15 protein-coding genes are annotated in these 15,928 nt (G+C 69.0%); 2 read left to right on the top strand and 13 right to left on the bottom strand.

The genetic code is table 11. The features are described 5' to 3' along the window. Window positions 1-67: 67 nt before the first annotated feature. The 6 genes from mtnP to WMF11_RS21005 form a co-directional block, all read right to left on the bottom strand. Window positions 68-955: an S-methyl-5'-thioadenosine phosphorylase gene (mtnP, locus tag WMF11_RS21030; protein ID WP_437910271.1), complete on the bottom strand. Its 888-nt coding sequence runs from the start codon at window positions 953-955 to the stop codon at window positions 68-70. Then, a complete protein-coding gene (gmk, locus tag WMF11_RS21025; RefSeq protein WP_012236392.1) occupies window positions 952-1,590 on the bottom strand; it encodes a guanylate kinase in 639 nt (212 codons plus the stop codon). The genes mtnP and gmk overlap by 4 nt, the downstream gene beginning before the upstream one ends. Before the next feature lie 9 nt (window positions 1,591-1,599). Further along, a complete protein-coding gene (locus WMF11_RS21020) occupies window positions 1,600-2,469 on the bottom strand; it encodes a YicC/YloC family endoribonuclease (protein WP_437555443.1) in 870 nt (289 codons plus the stop codon). Window positions 2,470-2,496: 27 nt separating this feature from the next. Then, entirely contained in the window at window positions 2,497-3,543 is a 1,047-nt protein-coding gene (locus tag WMF11_RS21015) for an SDR family oxidoreductase (protein WP_437978696.1), read from the bottom strand. Between the two features lie 23 nt (window positions 3,544-3,566). Then, window positions 3,567-3,884: a hypothetical protein gene (locus WMF11_RS21010; protein ID WP_012236389.1), complete on the bottom strand. Its 318-nt coding sequence runs from the start codon at window positions 3,882-3,884 to the stop codon at window positions 3,567-3,569. A 205-nt stretch (window positions 3,885-4,089) separates the two neighbouring features. After that, on the bottom strand, window positions 4,090-4,602 hold the full coding sequence (locus WMF11_RS21005; protein WP_012236388.1) for a DUF507 family protein: 513 nt from the start codon (window positions 4,600-4,602) through the stop codon (window positions 4,090-4,092). 232 nt (window positions 4,603-4,834) lie between these two features. On the opposite strand from WMF11_RS21005, the gene WMF11_RS21000 reads away from it, so the two are divergent. Further along, entirely contained in the window at window positions 4,835-5,575 is a 741-nt protein-coding gene (locus tag WMF11_RS21000; protein ID WP_272099495.1) for a Crp/Fnr family transcriptional regulator, read from the top strand. 250 nt (window positions 5,576-5,825) lie between these two features. Here WMF11_RS21000 and WMF11_RS20995 read toward each other — a convergent pair whose 3' ends face one another. The 6 genes from WMF11_RS20995 to WMF11_RS20970 all read right to left on the bottom strand — a co-directional run bounded on the left by WMF11_RS20995 (window position 5,826) and on the right by WMF11_RS20970 (window position 10,979). Beyond that, window positions 5,826-6,917 carry a TIGR04552 family protein gene (locus tag WMF11_RS20995; protein ID WP_437978695.1) on the bottom strand — a complete coding sequence of 364 codons (1,092 nt, stop codon included), beginning with the start codon at window positions 6,915-6,917 and terminating at the stop codon, window positions 5,826-5,828. A gap of 93 nt (window positions 6,918-7,010) precedes the next feature. Beyond that, entirely contained in the window at window positions 7,011-7,190 is a 180-nt protein-coding gene (locus tag WMF11_RS20990) for a hypothetical protein (protein WP_012236385.1), read from the bottom strand. A gap of 507 nt (window positions 7,191-7,697) precedes the next feature. Next, a complete protein-coding gene (locus WMF11_RS20985; RefSeq protein ID WP_437978694.1) occupies window positions 7,698-8,141 on the bottom strand; it encodes a hypothetical protein in 444 nt (147 codons plus the stop codon). Between the two features lie 6 nt (window positions 8,142-8,147). Then, window positions 8,148-8,597 carry a c-type cytochrome gene (locus WMF11_RS20980; protein ID WP_437978693.1) on the bottom strand — a complete coding sequence of 150 codons (450 nt, stop codon included), beginning with the start codon at window positions 8,595-8,597 and terminating at the stop codon, window positions 8,148-8,150. Window positions 8,598-8,815: 218 nt separating this feature from the next. Continuing rightward, on the bottom strand, window positions 8,816-9,439 hold the full coding sequence (locus tag WMF11_RS20975) for an OmpA family protein (protein WP_437554177.1): 624 nt from the start codon (window positions 9,437-9,439) through the stop codon (window positions 8,816-8,818). 466 nt (window positions 9,440-9,905) lie between these two features. After that, window positions 9,906-10,979, bottom strand: a complete 1,074-nt coding sequence (locus WMF11_RS20970; RefSeq protein WP_437910265.1) for a hypothetical protein — start codon at window positions 10,977-10,979, stop codon at window positions 9,906-9,908. 244 nt (window positions 10,980-11,223) lie between these two features. Here WMF11_RS20970 and dnaE point away from each other — a divergent pair, with 244 nt between their 5' ends. Next, a complete protein-coding gene (dnaE, locus tag WMF11_RS20965; protein ID WP_437978692.1) occupies window positions 11,224-14,862 on the top strand; it encodes a DNA polymerase III subunit alpha in 3,639 nt (1,212 codons plus the stop codon). Here dnaE and WMF11_RS20960 read toward each other — a convergent pair. Beyond that, window positions 14,855-15,856 carry an AAA family ATPase gene (locus WMF11_RS20960; protein WP_437978691.1) on the bottom strand — a complete coding sequence of 334 codons (1,002 nt, stop codon included), beginning with the start codon at window positions 15,854-15,856 and terminating at the stop codon, window positions 14,855-14,857. The two genes, dnaE and WMF11_RS20960, sit on opposite strands and share 8 nt — an antisense overlap. Between the last annotated feature and the right edge of the window lie 72 nt (window positions 15,857-15,928).

Below are 15,928 nucleotides of genomic sequence, written 5' to 3'. Positions count from 1 at the left end.
CCGCTGCGCCCCCTCGCGCCCGCTTCGCGGAGGAGCGGGCGCGCCGCCGAGGGGCCCTGAGGTCAGCTCAGTCGGCCTTGCGCCGAGGGCCGATGAGCCACTCGAGCCGCGCCTCTGCGTCGGGCGATGACGCGCCGGCCGTGGTCATGATGCACTTCTCAAGCGCATGACGGGCCGGGCTCTGAGACACGTCGGGGAGATTACGGGCGAGGGATTTCGCGACGTCCCGCGCATACCCGATATTGCGGTTGAGTACGGCGATGACCGCCTCGACGCTCACCGCCTCCTCGCTGACGTGCCAGCAATCGAAGTCGGTGGTGAGCGCGAGCGTGGCGTAAGGGAGCTCCGCTTCGCGGGCGAGCTTCGCCTCGGGCAAGTTGGTCATCCCGATGACATGCGCGCCGAACGTCCGGAACATGCGGCTTTCGGCTCGCGTCGAGAACTGAGGGCCCTCGATGCAGACATAGGTGCCGCCGCGGTGGACGCGCGCGCCGGTGGCGAGCGCCGCGTCGTGGACCGCGCTCGCCAGGATCGGGCACACCGGATCGGCGAACGGCACATGGGCGACGAGGCCTTCATCGAAGAACGTCGAGATCCGCCGCTTCGTGAAATCGATGAACTGGTCGACGACGACGAGGTCGCCAGGCACGATGTCCTCACGCAGGGAGCCGACGGCGCTCACGCTGAGCACGTGCGTGGCGCCGAGCATCTTCAGCGCGCAGATGTTCGCGCGGTAGTTGATCGTCGACGGCGAGAAGCGGTGGCCGCGGCCGTGGCGCGGCAGGAAGAGCACGGTCGCGTCGCCGTCCTTGACCCGCCCGCGGAGCACCACGTCGCTCGGCAGCCCGAAGGGGGTGGAGACCGAGACCTCCTCGACGTCCTCCAGCCACCCCATCTCGTAGACGCCGCTGCCGCCGATGATGGCGAGTACGTCGCGCGTCGCGCCGGCGCTCATCGCTCGAACCTCCGCTCCGAGAGCAGCCGCTCGCAGAGGGCCGCGCGCCGCTGGCGGCGGCACCGCTCGGCGAAGACGAGCGACCGCAGCTGCTCGTAGGCGCGGTTGATCTCGTCGTTCACGATCACGTAGTCGAAGAAGCCGTAATGCTCGATCTCGCCCTTCGCGTTGCGGAGGCGGCGGAGCGTCGTGGGCTCGTCCTCGGTGCCGCGCCCGCGCAGGCGCCGCTCGAGCTCGGCGAGCGACGGGGGAAGGATGAACACGGCGACCGCCTCGGGCAGGCTCGCCTTGATCTGCCGCGCGCCCTGGTGGTCGATGTCGAAGAGCACGCCGCGCGCGGTGGCGCGTGCGATCTCGATCTCCTTCAGGCTCGTGCCGTAGAGGTGATCGTGCACCCTGGCCCACTCGGCGAACGCGCCGATGCGGATCATCTGCTCGAACGTGTTCGGGTCGACGAAGTGGTACTCCCGGCCGTCGACCTCGTTCGGGCGCGGGCGCCGGGTCGTGTGGGAGACCGAGAAGCGCAGGTCGGGGAACTCGCTGCGCAGCCTCCCGCAGAGCGTCGTCTTCCCCGCGCCGGACGGGGACGACACGATGAGGAGGAGGAAGTCGTCACTGAGTGCTTCGGTCGACATGCTCTCCTGTCACTCGATGTTCTGGACCTGCTCCCGCAGGCGTTCGAGCTCCACCTTCATCGCCACGACGTGATGGGAGATGGCGGCGTCCTGCGCCTTGGAGCCCAGCGTGTTCGCCTCGCGTACCATCTCCTGAAGCAGAAAGTCGAGCCTCCTTCCGCAGGGGTCGCCGCTCGGGGCCGCGAGCGCGCCGCCGAACTGGTCGAGGTGGCTCCGGAGGCGGGTGACCTCCTCGGTGATATCGCTGCGCTCGGCGAGCAGCATCACCTCCGCCTCGATCCGCGTCGCCTCGAAGCCGGCCTCGACCCCCTGGAGCAGGCGCTCGACCCGCTCGCGCAGGCGGCGCCTGAGCGCCTCGCGCGCCTCGTCCGCGCGCGCCACGACCTCGGACGATAGCGCGCGCAACGTGGCCACCCGCCCGCGCATGTCGCTGGCGAGCGCCTCGCCTTCGCGCAGGCACATGCCCTCCATCGCGTCGATCGCGCGCTCGATGGCCAGCTTGAGCGCCGCGCGGACGGCCGCGATCTCGTGGCCGCCGGCGGGCGCGAAGAGGTCCGGCACGGCGCAGAGCAGCGAGAGCGGCACGTCGGCGCCCGGCGCGAGCTCGTCGCGGAGCTCCGCCAGGGCGCGGAACGCCGCGCGCGCCTTCGATTTGTCGAGCGTGCTCGGGGCCAGCACCGCGCCCTCGGTGCGCACGATGATCTCGATGCGCCCCCGCCGCAGGCGCTCGCGCGCCACCTGCTCGGCGAACATCGTCAGATCGACGAGCTCGCGCGGGAGCCGCGCGCGCACGTCGAGGAAGCGCTGGTTCACCGAGCGGATCTCGGCGACGACGCGCCCATCGGTGAGCGAAGCGTCACCGAGCCCGAAGCCGGTCATGCTCCGCACGAGCCGCCCCCGCTCTACCTAGCTCGCCTTTGGTCCGCCGTCCGAGGCCCCTTGGGCCTTGGGCAGCGGAACCTTGCCACAGGTCACCGTGGCCGACGCGGCCGCGGGGCCCTTCTCACGGAGCGTCCGCAGGTACGTGACCGTGGGGACGATGCCGTCCTCCCAGCGTACGCGGGGCTCGTACCCGATGAGCTCGGCCGCGCGCGAGATGTCGGCGAGCGAGTGGCGGATGTCCCCGGCGCGGGCGGGGAGGTGCTCGACAGCGACGTCCCGCCCGAGGGCCCGCGAGATCTCCTTGCAGAGCTCATTCAGCCCGATCCTGCGTCCGCCGGCGATGTTGATGACCTCACCCTTGAACTTCTTCGGCGACGTCGCGCCGAGGAGGTTCGCGAGCACGGTGTTCTCGATGAAGCAGAAGTCGCGCGTCTGCTCGCCGTCGCCGAAGATCGGGATCGGCCGGTTCTGCAGGGCGGCGTCGACGAACCGCGGGATCGCCGCGGCGTAGGCGCCGTCCGGGGTCTGGTTCGGCCCGAAGACGTTGAAGTAACGCAGGCTCAGGGTCTCGATGCCGTAGATGCCCGCGAAGACCTTCATGTAGTGCTCGCAGGCGAGCTTCGTGACCGCGTACGGCGACAGCGGCATCGGCTCCATGCCCTCGTGCTTCGGGAGGACGGGCGTCTCGCCGTACGCGCTGGACGACGCGGCGAAGAGCACCCGGCGCACGCCCTGGCGGCGCGCCACGTCGAGCACCGTGACCGTGCCGCCGACGTTGACGGAGTTCGACTCGATGGGCGACTCGACGCTGCGCGGGACCGAGCCGAGCGCGGCCTGGTGGAGGATGACCTCGACCCCCTTGGCCGCCGTCGCGACCGCCGCCGCGTCCCGGATGTCCCCCGTGATGCGCTCGATCTGCGACTGGTGGGGGAGCCCGTCGAGGTTCTCCCATCGCCCAGTCGCGAGGTTATCGAGGACGCGGACCCGCTCGCCGGCGGCGGTCAGCGCCGCGACGAGGTTGCTTCCGATGAACCCGGCACCGCCGGTGATCAAGTAGCGAGGCGTGGACATGTGCGTGCTCCCCCAGCGGGCGCCTACTTCTTCTTGAAAAGGTTGTCGAGCTTGGAGCGAGAATCCGCGATGCGCTTCGAGTTGTCTTCCGGTACGCCGTTCTTGAACGTGAAGAAAGTACAATAATTCGCTCTCTCCCGATCCGGGATGTACTCGGCGATGTGCTCCTTGCACTGGTTGTGCGCGGCCGGGTCCCAGTTCTCGCAGTTCCTGCAGCAGTGGAGGTCGACACCGCAGTGGGGACAGGTGTCCGCGCGCTGGAGCTTCACCTCGAAGATGAGCTCGTTCTTGCATTTATGACAGAAGTGGCGCTTCGCCTCGACCTTCGGAATCCAGCTCATGATGTCCTCCGGTACCACGACGAAGCCCGATCTGGCAGAAGGAACGCTCCGCCGCGGCTATGGTCGCAGATGGTGCGCGTTTGTCCTACAGGCAATGTCCCTGCAGAGCGGGCGCCGAGGCCATGGGCAGACGGCGTCTCGCTGGACCGGCAAACGCCGCAGACGGTTCGCTTGCTCGGTTGAGAGCCCGCCTGCCTGGCGGCGATTACAGCAGCCCCTTGCGCCGCTGGATCTCGCCCATGACCCGCTGGTATTCGATTTCCCAGGTGCGGGAGCCCTCCTGCACGTGGCGGAGCTTGCCGCGCACCTCGGTGTCGAGCGCCTCGTCCATCTCGAGGTACTTCCGAAGGATGGGCCTTATCCGGCGGCGCAGGTCGTGGTCCTCGACGAACACCTCCTCGACGTTGTTCGAGTGCATCAGCATCTCGAGCAGCTGGTCGAGGAGATAATCCATGGTTTCCTCGCCGGTCTTGATCCCTTTCTGCTCCGCGGCCAGGCGCTTGACTCGGTTGAACTCGCCCTGAGGCAGTCCGCGTGCCTGGAGGATCTCTTTCGCCCGCTCGGTCGCTTCCCGCTCTGCATGCAGGTAGCTCGTGAAGACCGACTCGACGTCGAGCGCGACCTCTTTCTTCGATTCGCACTCGATATCGCGGTTGTCCACGAGCGCGCGGACGAGTTCTTCTGTGAGGGGAGTAATTTTGCCGCTAAAGAGGCGCATCCAACGTCCGTAGCTGGAGGAGCGGTCGAACTGGCTCCCCCGTGCAGGGGTTCATTCACGGGGCGTGCCCGGCTCGAACCGAAAGGTACGGGCCGGGTATCCAGGATGTCAACGCAAGTGGGAGGTTCCGGCACAAGTCGGGCCCCCCCCAGCCGGTGGGGCCCCCCGGAACAGTAGGACCGCGACACCGCAAACCGCAGGAGCAGCCGCGATGATGATGGGTAAGGATGCGATGGCACGGAGCGTCAGGGTCCAGCCTGGCGCGCTCGGGAACGACGGTGGACTCGACCTGGACTCCCGCAAACGGCGGGTTGTCCGGCGCGGCGCGATCGGCAACGCGGCCTCCCCGGCCACGCAGTCGGCGCTGGCGGACGGAGGGACGATCCAACGCGTCGCGAAAGGGCGTCACCTGGTGACGCAGGGCGACGCAGCGACCGCGCTTGCCATGCTCAGCCTCGGCCGAGTCCGGCTGGTGCGTGGGATGAGCGACGGGCGCAGCCTGTCGCTCGGCTACAGAGGGGCCGGCGACGTGCTAGGCGAGGCTGCGCTCGGGGGCGTCACGGCCCACCGGGAGAGCGCGATCGCCACGGAGGACGTCGAGGCGCTCCTCGTCCCCCTCGCGACGGTGCGCAACCTGATGGCGAGCGACGCCAACTTCGCCGCCGCCATCGTGACCACGCTGGTCGAGCGGCACACGGACACCGAGGAGCGCCTGGCGTCCATGCTCTTCCGCAATGTGGAGGCCCGCCTCTGTGAGTTCCTGCTCAAGGCCGCGACGCGCTGGGGCATCCCCGATCCGCGCGGCGTGCTCATCTCCGCGCCGTTCACCCATCAGGAGATGGCGAGCATGATCGGCTCCACGCGCGAGACCGTCACGCTCACCCTGGGCGATCTCCGTCGCAAGGGGGTGATCGAGATCGATCGCCGCCGGATCGTCGTCCTCGATCGCGACGCGCTGAAGGGCCGCATCTGAGCCCGCTCGTCCGGCGGTGTCGTTGAGGGGCCGGCAGGCCTCCTCGATTGAGCGCCGTCGGTCACCGTCCAGGCTGTTCGCTCGGCGGCCTCTGCTCCGATAGCCCGACTGCTCCCGGCGTCGCAGCGGCGTTCGCCGCCTTGCTCACGCGTGCCGCTCTCCGGGGACCCACCCCGGATGTCTCGCGGATCTCTCCCGTCTGCCCGCTCGATTACGGCGTCTGGAAGGCGACCCGCGCCGACCGCGGCGCCTAGCGATCCCGCTTGGGTCCGCCGCTCGCCGGGTCACGGGTGGAGCGGACCCCGAGCTTGAGCCTGCGCATGACGGCCTGCTTCTGCCGTTCCTTGTACCTGGCGTGGCTGGCCTCGCCGACCTCGTTCGCCGCCTCGGTCTCGCGGTCGATCAGCTGGAACTCGCACAGGACGAAGATGATCGGCCCGAGCGCCCAGGCCGCGGGCGGCGCCATGTCGAGGATCTCGGCGGGGAGCCGCACCGGCAGATCGACGACGAAGTGGATCACGCGGTAGCTCCGATCGCTGAAGCTGTTGTCGCCTGCCGTGAGCCCGTCGTCGACGTCGGTCTGCAACGCGTCGAGCATCGGCTCAAGGAAGGGCCGCGTCTCGCAGTAGCTCCGGAACCGCAGGATCGTGTTGGTGCTCTCGCCTGGCACGACGTAATTGAACGGGAAGAGCCGCTCGGAGAGGTACAGAAGCACCGGCAGCAGATCGTCCACGGTGCGGCAGACGATGCGGAAGCGAAGCTTGTCGTAGATGGCCGCCGCGGTCGTGTCGGTCTTCGACAGGAGCTTCGTGTAGAGCGAGTCCTTGTTCTTCCGCCCGCCGATGAACTCGGTGATCGGGAAGCCCGCCGCCAGCATGCCGCCGATCACCCGGTACACCTTCTCCTCGACGAGGTGGAAGACGTCCTGGTCCGACATGGGGATCGAGAAGAGGAGCTCGCGCCCGGCCAGGTGATGGATGATGTGCATCGCCTTGAGGATCGTGCAGGCGCAGAGCTGGCGGTGGCCCTTGCCCGAGGCGAGCAGCAGGATCTCCTCGACCGAGGCGCGAGCGACCGGGCTCGGGATCGGGAACTCGAAATGGCGGCGCAGGTACGCGATCGCTTCGTTCTTGACGCTCTCGAGGTGGGCGCGATCCCCCGGCTCGTCCGGGCGGAACTCCTGCGCCAGCAAGAGGTCCCGCGCCGCCTGCTCGCCCTGCAGGTTGAGCCTCCTCCAGTCGATGACCGAGTCGCCGCGCAGGATGAGGTGCACGGACTCGAGGTCCATGAGCGTGAACTCTTCGAGCCGCTTGAGCCGGCCGACCGAGGCGTCTTGCGTCATGACCTCACGCTCTCCGAGCGTAAGCTCCAGCGCTGTCGCGCGCTCGGGAAACCCTCGCGTCGAGGTGCAGCAGGCGGCAGCTGGGCGAGAAAGTCAGGAGACAGGGGCGTTCGGCGGGGCGGGGCTCGAGCTCGGCGTGCGGCCGAGCGAAAGGGTCCCGAGGAAGATGCCGATCGTCAATGCGACGACAGCGGCGTGACCGAGGTACGCGCCACTGCAACCAATGGCGGCGAACGGGGCGAGCGCAGCCAGATACCACGGGGTGATCCTCATCGGTTCTCCTTCTCCGCCTCCAGCGGCACTGTACAGGCCGCATGGTCGCTCCCTCCGGGGGGGCACCACGATGCACCACGGTCGTCCCAGTCAGAGCGTGTAAGTGGTTGTAGGATAAGGTGCCACGCCCTGCTTCCGCGGGCCAAGAAGTAGCGGTTTCGGGGGGAACGCATCAAGGGAATTCGTTCTCACATTCCATTCCCACCCGAAACGCTGCCACTGGAAGAAGAAAAAAATCAACAATAACAATGACTTGTATTTAAGTGTGAAGGTTTTTCATCAAGGGCTGCGTGCGGCTTGCCGGACGCGAGGTGGTACCTGAGGGACACGCCTCCAACTCACGGCGCTGCCTTGCTTGTCGGTTTCCGGGCGTCAACGGTCTCATGCGCCGGGCGACCGCAACGAGCACCAGCAGGTCTCCGGCAGATCCGGCTGCTGTTGGGCTCGCTCCAGGAGCGCCGGCCGACGCGCGCTCCGCGAGGTCGGCGAGAACGCGCGGGGCGCCGTTCAGTGCACGAACAGCGTGATCCGGGACTCGTCCGCGAGCGTGATGGCCCGGCTCGTCACGTCGTGCCCGCCCTTCCTGCCGACCGTGATCTCCACCTGGTAGAGGCCATCCGGGAGCGACACCTTCGTGAGGACAGCCCGCGGGGCCGTGCCCTCGGCGAAGCGCCATGAGCTGTCGATGACCGTCGCCGTGTCGTCCGCACGGTCGCTCGAAGAAGAATCCGTCCACGTCACGCCGAGCTGCACGACCGTCGCTGCATCGTCGAGCCGCAGCTCGATCTCCCGCTCTTCGGGCAGGCGCTTGACGAGCGTGCTCCCCGCAACCAGCGCACCCACCAGGAGGATCGCTGGCGCGAGACGCCGGAGCCACGGCGGCCGGGCCTCCGGCTCCGCCGGCCTCTCCGCCGGCGCCTCATCGAGATCGTGCTGCGAGGTCGAGCTCATCAGGCTTCAGCGCGCTCGGTTGGTGCGGACGCGCTTCACGAGGCCCTCGATCACCGGCTGCGGCAGGTCGAACGCGGGCATCTTGTTCTTGCCCTTCCTGATCGTGTCGGCCATCTGGGCGTCGGTCACCCGATCCTGCCATGCCGCCTCGGTGAGGTCCGGGGCGCGGACCATCGGGCCTTGCGGGCCGTCGCCTCGCCCGGCCCTGCCGTGGCAGGTGGAGCAGTTTCGCTGCCAGGCGAGCTCGATCAGCCCTGGATCGGTCTCATCGGACGCGACCGGCCGAGCGGCTACCTTGCCGCCCTGGCCCTGCCCCTCGCCGGGGTTCGGCGGATCGTGGTCGTCCCGCGTCCACGGGCGGACGTCGCCCGCCCCGGAGTTGCAGCCGAAGAGGCCGACCGAGAGGAAGGCGATGGAAAGGAGGCGACCCAGGGCCCTGTCGTGACGTCTCCGCATGTCGTGGAGACGTACCGATAGTGAAGCTGGTGGGGGAGGCAAGAAAAGAAGGATCGCAGGGCGGCGTTGGCCGCCGGCGCGCGGAGAACGCAGCGGCTCCGGCGGCCGGCGTGCGCCGGCCACTGAGCTCCGCCGTCAGCAGAAGGGGAGCGCCCCGACGTGCCCGGGCCCGCGGTGATCGCGGCGCGCGTCACGAAGCGCGCCCGGGCGCAGCGGCGTCACTTGCAGGCGTCGCCGGCGACCTTGCCGCCGCCGTCCACGGGCTGCTTGTCGACCGCCTTGCCCTTGATGGCCGCGATGAAGAACCCGGTGCGGCGGTTCTGGGCCTTGCCCTCGGGCGTGTTGTTGTCGGCGACCGGCTTGGTCTCGCCGAACCCGACGGCGATGAAGCGCTTGCAGTCGTTCCCCTTCGCGACGAGCCAGCGAGCGACCGCCATCGCGCGCTTCTCGGACAGCGTCTGGTTCGCGGCGTCCTCACCGTCCGAGTCGGTATGGCCCTCGACGCGGAGCAGGCTGACATCCTCCCGCTGCTTCAGGAAGTCGTCGACGAGGTTGAGGACCTCGTCGCTCTCGGGCAGGAGCTTGTCGCTGTTCGTCTCGAAGACCACCGGGCCGGGGAGAGAGACCTCGTTGCCCTTGAGCTTGAACGTCAGCTTGAAGCGCGGGCGGGGCTTCTTCTCCTCCTTCGGCTCGGGCTTCGGCTCCGGCGGGGGCGGGGGCGGGGGCTCGGCCACCGGCTCCTTGCCGGCGTTGAACGAGGCGCTGGCCGTGCAACCCGCCGTCGCGGCGGCAGCGCCAATCATCATCACGGCGCACAGAACGGAAGCGACGTATCTACGCATGGACCTTGTTCTCCTCTGAGGGGCACGAGCCAGAGCTCGCATCGGCGACCCGCCGGGCTGACGCCCTTGGACGGCAGCTCGCCATGAATCTTCACCGCCATCGGGTACTTGCGTGGTGGACGCTCGAAGCGATGCCGACTTCTAGCGAAAAGTCAGGACGAACGAAACCAGGAAGAGGGCGCCTCGCGGCCCGCCCACCAGCGGGCGGACCGAGAGAGCGCGCTGGCAAGACGTCCCTTGCCTCAGCGCGTACCCTGGACGGGTGGGGTCGCTCCTTGAGACGCTCGCGGGGGGCGCGACGGCTCAAGCGCGAGCACGATCTTCGCGGGTGGCCGGACCCAGCGGAGCAGGTTGCACGTCGCAGGCTGTGGGGATTGCGGCGGGCGCGGGCACCCGGGAGGTGCCCCCGGAGCCCAGGAGGCGTGCGCGACGCGGTGGCCGCCGGTGGATGCGAGTCGCGCGGCGATCAGCCTTCGTCTGCGGGCGCCGGCTGGCACGGCACGCCGGTCGTCTCGGCAGGCGGCGCGATCTCGCCCAGCTGGACCGCTTTCGCTGTGAACCCGATGCCGATGGAGATGGCGTCGCACTGCTTGCTCGGGTCCTGGCTGCCATCCTTCATGATGTCCGAGGCGCGGCGGACCTGGTCGAGGATCGTCTCCAGCGCGGGGCCTTCGCAGAAATTCGGCTGTACGGCGCCGATGACGCCGCGGAGCTCCTCGACGAGGACAGCCGTCTCGAGCACGCCCGCAATGGTCCCTTTGACCACCGATTTGTGATCGGGCGCGAGATCCATCGCGATCCTCACGTTGCGGATCGTGAGACCGATGATGGTGTCCGAGACCGTCAGGTTCAGCTGGAACGTGACCTGTGAATCCGGGCCCGAAACCCATGTGTCGTCGACGACGTAGCTGGCCGGGAACACCACCTTGGAGCTCTCGACGTCCTGAGCGTCGTCGAGGAGCTCCGGTACGACAGGCCACCGGTCGGCGCCATCCCACGTGGGCGCCTCGCCCAGCGTGGCGCCGCCGTAGAGCTTCGCGGTGAGGGGGTTGTAGGACGACCGCTCGCCGAGCCCGTCGACCTTGAAGATCACCGTGAAATCGCCCTTGCCGATGGCGTCGCTGACCCGGGTCGACGGGTCGGTCAGGAGGTTGGAGATGAGGCCGACGAGCTTGCTGCCAAAGGCGTTGTCGATCCCATCGGCGCCGTCCGGATAGACCTCCGAAGGAGCGGTGTCATCCACCGGCTTGCACAGGTCCTGTGATACGGTGCTGGACACCTTGCCGTCGAGGTTGAATCCGTACTGCTTCCAGCTGCCGGCCACCTTCTTCCCATCGCGATCCGTATCACCGAGGAAGAGCCGGTCGATCGCGAACGCGACGCCCTCGCCATCCCCCGCCTGCTCCGGCCCCGGCGCGGGCGGCTGACCGAGGTCGACGTCTTGAACGACAGGCGCCGTGGCCTCGGAGCCACAACCGGCAGCGGACACGAGCGCGGTCGCCAAATACACCGCGACGGCGATACGGGATTGACGCATCATCGACCTCACTTTCTGGAAACCCCACCCCGGATCAGGCAAGTGCTCTCGGACGGGCGCACATGCTAGCGCCGGCCTGCGCGGCTCATCAAGGGCGATCCCCGCTGCGCAATGCGCTATATGTGAGCCCGCCGGTGAGCGCTGGTGGATTGTCCCAGCGCCTCCCGATCTCGCTCTCCGCGCCCTCTCCCCGATTACCGGTCTTTCCCGACTACCACCACGATGAGAAGCCCCCTGGAAGCCCGCTGTGACAGCTGAGTTCATCCACCTCCACGTGCATTCGCAGTACTCGCTCCTCGACGGCTCGCTGCGCGTCAAGGACCTCGCCGCGCGCGCCAAATCGCTGGGGATGCGCGCCGTCGCCCTGACCGATCACGGGAACATGTTCGGCGCCATTCAGCACTACAAGGCCTGCAAGGACCAGGGCATCGGCGCGATCATCGGCTGCGAGGTCAACGTCGCCCGCAGCTGGGGCGCGGCCGCGGGGCAGGTGTCGCGCTCCGGCGTGGACGAGACGCCCGTCGATCACCTCGTGCTGCTCGCCGCGTCCGAGGAGGGCTACAAGAACCTCGTCCGCATCGTCTCCCAAGGGCACGTCGATCCCGCGAGCGGGCTCGCGCCGAGCGTGCGGCTCGACACGGTGGCGCAGCACAGCGCGGGGCTCATCGGCTTGACCGGCTGCATGGGCGGCGTCGTCGCCCAGCGGATCCTCGAGCAGGGCGAGGGGGAGGGGCGCGAGGCGCTCAGCCGGCTCAGGGACTGCTTCCAGCCCGGGAGCCTCTACGTCGAGCTGCAGGACCACGGGCTCGTCGAGCAGTCGGTGCTCAACGGAATCCTGGCGCGGGCGGCGGGCGATCTGGGGCTCCCGCTCGTCGCGACCAACGACGCGCACTTCGGCGCGCGCGAGGACGGCGAGGGGCAGCTCTACCTGTCGTGCATCGCGGCCAACCGCACGTTCGCGGAGGCGAGCGCCGCGCACCACGGCAGCTTCGAGATGTTCCTCAAGCCCGCCGACGAGATGATGCACCTGTTCCGCGACCACCCGCAGGCGGTGCGGTCGACGCTCGAGATCGCCGAGCGGTGCTCGACGCTGAAGCTCAAGCTCGGCAAGCCGATGCTCCCGACGTTCCCCCTGCCGAGCGGGTTCTCGGACTCGGCGTCGTACTTCCGGCACGTGGCGCACGACGGCCTCACGAAGCGGCTCGCCCAGATCGCGCAGACGGGCAGGAAGGTGGACGAGGCGAGCTACCGCGCGCGGCTCGACGTCGAGCTCAACGTCATCGTCCAGATGGACTTCCCGGGCTACTTCCTCATCGTCTGGGACTTCATCAAGTACGCCAAGGACCACGGCATCCCGGTCGGGCCGGGCCGCGGATCGGGCGCGGGCTCGCTCGTCGCCTACGCGATGGAGATCACCGATCTCGATCCGCTCCCGTACAACCTGCTGTTCGAGCGCTTCCTGAACCCGGAGCGCGTGAGCATGCCCGACTTCGACGTCGACTTCTGCATGGACCGGCGCGACGAGGTCATCTCCTACGTCACCAAGAAGTACAGCAAGGAGGCCGACAAACCCTCCGTGGGGCAGATCGCGACGTTCCACGAGCTCAAGGCGCGGAGCGTGATCAAGGACGTCGCGCGGGCGATGGCGTTCCCCGCGAACGAGGCGCAGAAGATCGCGAGCCTCATCCCGCAGAAGAGCCCGGGGATCATGTACACGATCCCCGAGGCGCTCGAGATCGAGCCGAAGCTCAAGGCCCTCAAGGAGAGCGACCCCACGGTCGCGGAGCTCCTGAAGCAGGCGCAGAAGCTCGAGGGCCTGACGCGGCACGCGGGCATGCACGCCGCCGGCGTCGTGATCAGCGAGGGCCCGCTCTGGGACCACGTCCCCTGCTTCAAGAACGGCGAGCAGCTCGTCACGCAGTACTACAAGGACGACGCCGAGCTGGCCGGGCTCGTGAAGTTCGACTTCCTCGGGCTGAAGACGCTCACCGTCATCGACATCGCGGTGCGGCTGGTGAACGCGCGGCCCGACCTCGCGGGCAAGGAGGGCAATCGCTTCGACGTGAACACGGTGCCGCTCGACGACACCGCCACCTACGCGCTCCTCCAGTCGGGCGAGACCACCGGGGTGTTCCAGCTCGAGTCGAGCGGCATGCAGCAGCTCTTCAAGGACCTCAAGCCGGACGCCTTCGAGGACATCGTCGCCGCCGTGGCGCTCTACCGGCCCGGGCCGCTCGGCACCGGCATGGTGAAGGACTTCGTCGACTGCAAGCACGGCCGCAAGCCGATCGAGAAGATGCACCCGCTCGTCGACGAGCTCCTCCAGCCGACGTACGGCGTCATCGTCTACCAGGAGCAGGTCATGCAGATCGCGCAGAAGCTCGCGGGCTACACGCTCGGCGGCGCCGATCTGCTCCGGCGCGCCATGGGCAAGAAGAAGCCCGAGGAGATGGCGAAGCAGAAGGCGACGTTCGTCGACGGCTCGCTCAAGAACGGTGTGAAGGGCGAGGACGCCGAGCGCATCTTCGGGCTCCTCGAGTACTTCGCGGGCTACGGCTTCAACAAGAGCCACTCGGCGGCGTACGCGCTGCTGACCTACCAGACGGCCTACCTCAAGGCGCACTACCCGGTCGAGTTCCTCTGCGCGCTGATGACGGCCGACCGCGACAAGATAGAGAAGGTCGTCCGGATCATCGCGGAGGGGCGCGCGTGGGGGGTCGAGATCCTCCCGCCCGAGATCAACGAGTCCAAGACCGACTTCACCGTCGTCTACAGCGCGAAGCCGGCGACGAACGGCAAGCGCGTGACCGGCACCCGGCGCGGAGGCTCGCGGGTGAGGGACCCGTACGATCCGAAGATCCGCTTCGGAATGGGCGCGATCCGCGGCGTCGGCGAGTCGGCGCTCGAGGCGATCCTCGAGGCGCGCGACGCGGGCGGCGCGTTCGCGGACCTGTTCGACTTCGCCGAGCGGGTCGATCCGCGGCGGGTCAACAAGGGAGTGTTCGAGGCGCTCGTGCAGTGCGGCGCGTTCGACGCGAGCCTCAATGCGCGGGGCATCTCGCGGGCGCGGGCGTTCGCCGGCATCGACAGGGCGCTCGAGCGCTCGCGCTCCGCGAGCAAGGATCGGAACAGCGCGCAGATCGGCCTGTTCGCGGCGGTGGCGTCCAAGAGCGAGGTGAGGCTGGACGATTACCCGACGGCCGAGGACTGGGATCTGCGCGAGACGCTCTCGCGGGAGAAGCAGTCGCTCGGGTTCTACGTCTCGGGGCACCCGCTGGATCGGTACGGCGTGGATCTGAACCGCTTCGACGTGACCGCGGTGAGCGCGCTGGCCGGCATGGATGCCTGGGCCAGGGTGCGCGTCGGCGGGATGGTCGAGGGCTACCGAGAGCGCATCTTCAAGGGGGGCGGCGGCAAGATCGCGTTCTTCGTGCTCGAGGACACGACGGGCCGGGTCGAGGTCAAGGTGCGCGAGAAGCAGATCGAGAGCTACGCGGACCTCTTGAACCGGGGGGAGCCGGTCCTGATCTCGGGGAAGATCAGCTTCCCGATGGTGGACGAGGGGGCCGAGGAGGCCGAGGCCGCGCCGCGCGAGCCGACCCTGCTGCTCGACGAGGTGCAGCCGCTCGCCGACGCCATCCTCGCGCAGACCCGGAGCGTGGCGATCACGCTGAAGTCGCGCAGCGCCAGGCGCGAGCACATCGATCGGCTGGGGGCGCTCCTGCGGGCGAGCCCCGGGGTGTGCCCGGTGCAGCTCGTGATCCAGCTCGATGATGGTGCAGAGGCGGTGCTGTCGCTGGGGCGTGATCTGCGCGTCGAGCCGAACGACGCCATGCTCGGGCGGCTCGAGAAGCTGTTCGGCGAGAAGGTGGCCGAGCTCAGGTAACCGGCTCGTCCGCGCCCGCGTGCTCGGCGGCACGCACGAGGGTGCCGAGCTTCGCCTCCGCGTCGCCGCGGTCGCTCTGGTGCTTGAGCAGGACGCCGAGCGTGTCGCGCGCGAGCTCCGGCGTCACCGCGCGCTTGCCGAGCAGGAGCAGCGCGCGGGCCCAGTCGATCGTCTCGCTGATCGCGGGAGATTTCCGCAGATCCATGGCCCGCAGGGCGCCGACGAACGCCACGATCTGCGCCGCGAGGCGGGGCTCGATCCCCGGGAGGGCGACCCTCAGGATGGCGAGCTCGCGCGACGGAGGCGGGTAGTCCAGGAACGCGTGCAGGCACCGGCGGCGCAGCGCCTCGGTCATCTCGCGCGTCGCGTTCGTCGTCAGCAGGACGAGCGGCGGGTGCGCGGCGCGGATCGTGCCGAGCTCGGGGATCGTGACCTGCATGTCGGAGAGCACCTCGAGCAGGAACGCCTCGAACTCAGGGTCCGCGCGATCGACCTCGTCGATGAGCAGGACGACCGGCGCGGCGCTCCGCAGCGCCGCGAGGAGCGGGCGCGCGATCAAGAAATGCTCGCTGAAGAACGACGCCTCGCTCCCCGCGATCGCGCGCGCGGCCGCGGCGAGGCTCGCCGCGCCGGCGATCTCCTTCGCGACGGCGTCGCGCAGCAGCTGCGTGTAGAGCATCTGCTTCGCGTAGTCCCACTCGTAGAGCGCCTTCGCCTCATCGAGGCCCTCGTAGCACTGGAGCCGGATGAGCCCTCGGCCGAGCGCCTCGGCGGCGGCGCGGGCGAGATCGGTCTTGCCGACGCCGGCCGGCCCCTCGAGCAGCAGCGGCCGCGCCATCCGGAGGGCGAGCCAGAGCGCGAGCGAGGTCGCCGGATCGGAGATGTAGCGGGCCGCCGAGAGGCGGGCGTCGAGCTCGGCCGCGGTGGCCGGGGTGTCGTCGCGGGCGCCCCCATCGTCGAGCGCGCCGCCGTCGTGATCCGGAGGAGGCGTCACGGCGGGACGGTAGCACGCCGCGCGCGGGCTATCGGGCGTCGCGGCGCGGCGCGGCGCGGCGTGGCGCGCCAG

Source organism: Sorangium sp. So ce295 (genome assembly GCF_051527405.1).
Lineage (GTDB): Bacteria > Myxococcota_A > Polyangia > Polyangiales > Polyangiaceae > Sorangium > Sorangium cellulosum_B.
This window is presented reverse-complemented; position numbering and strand designations above follow the sequence as displayed.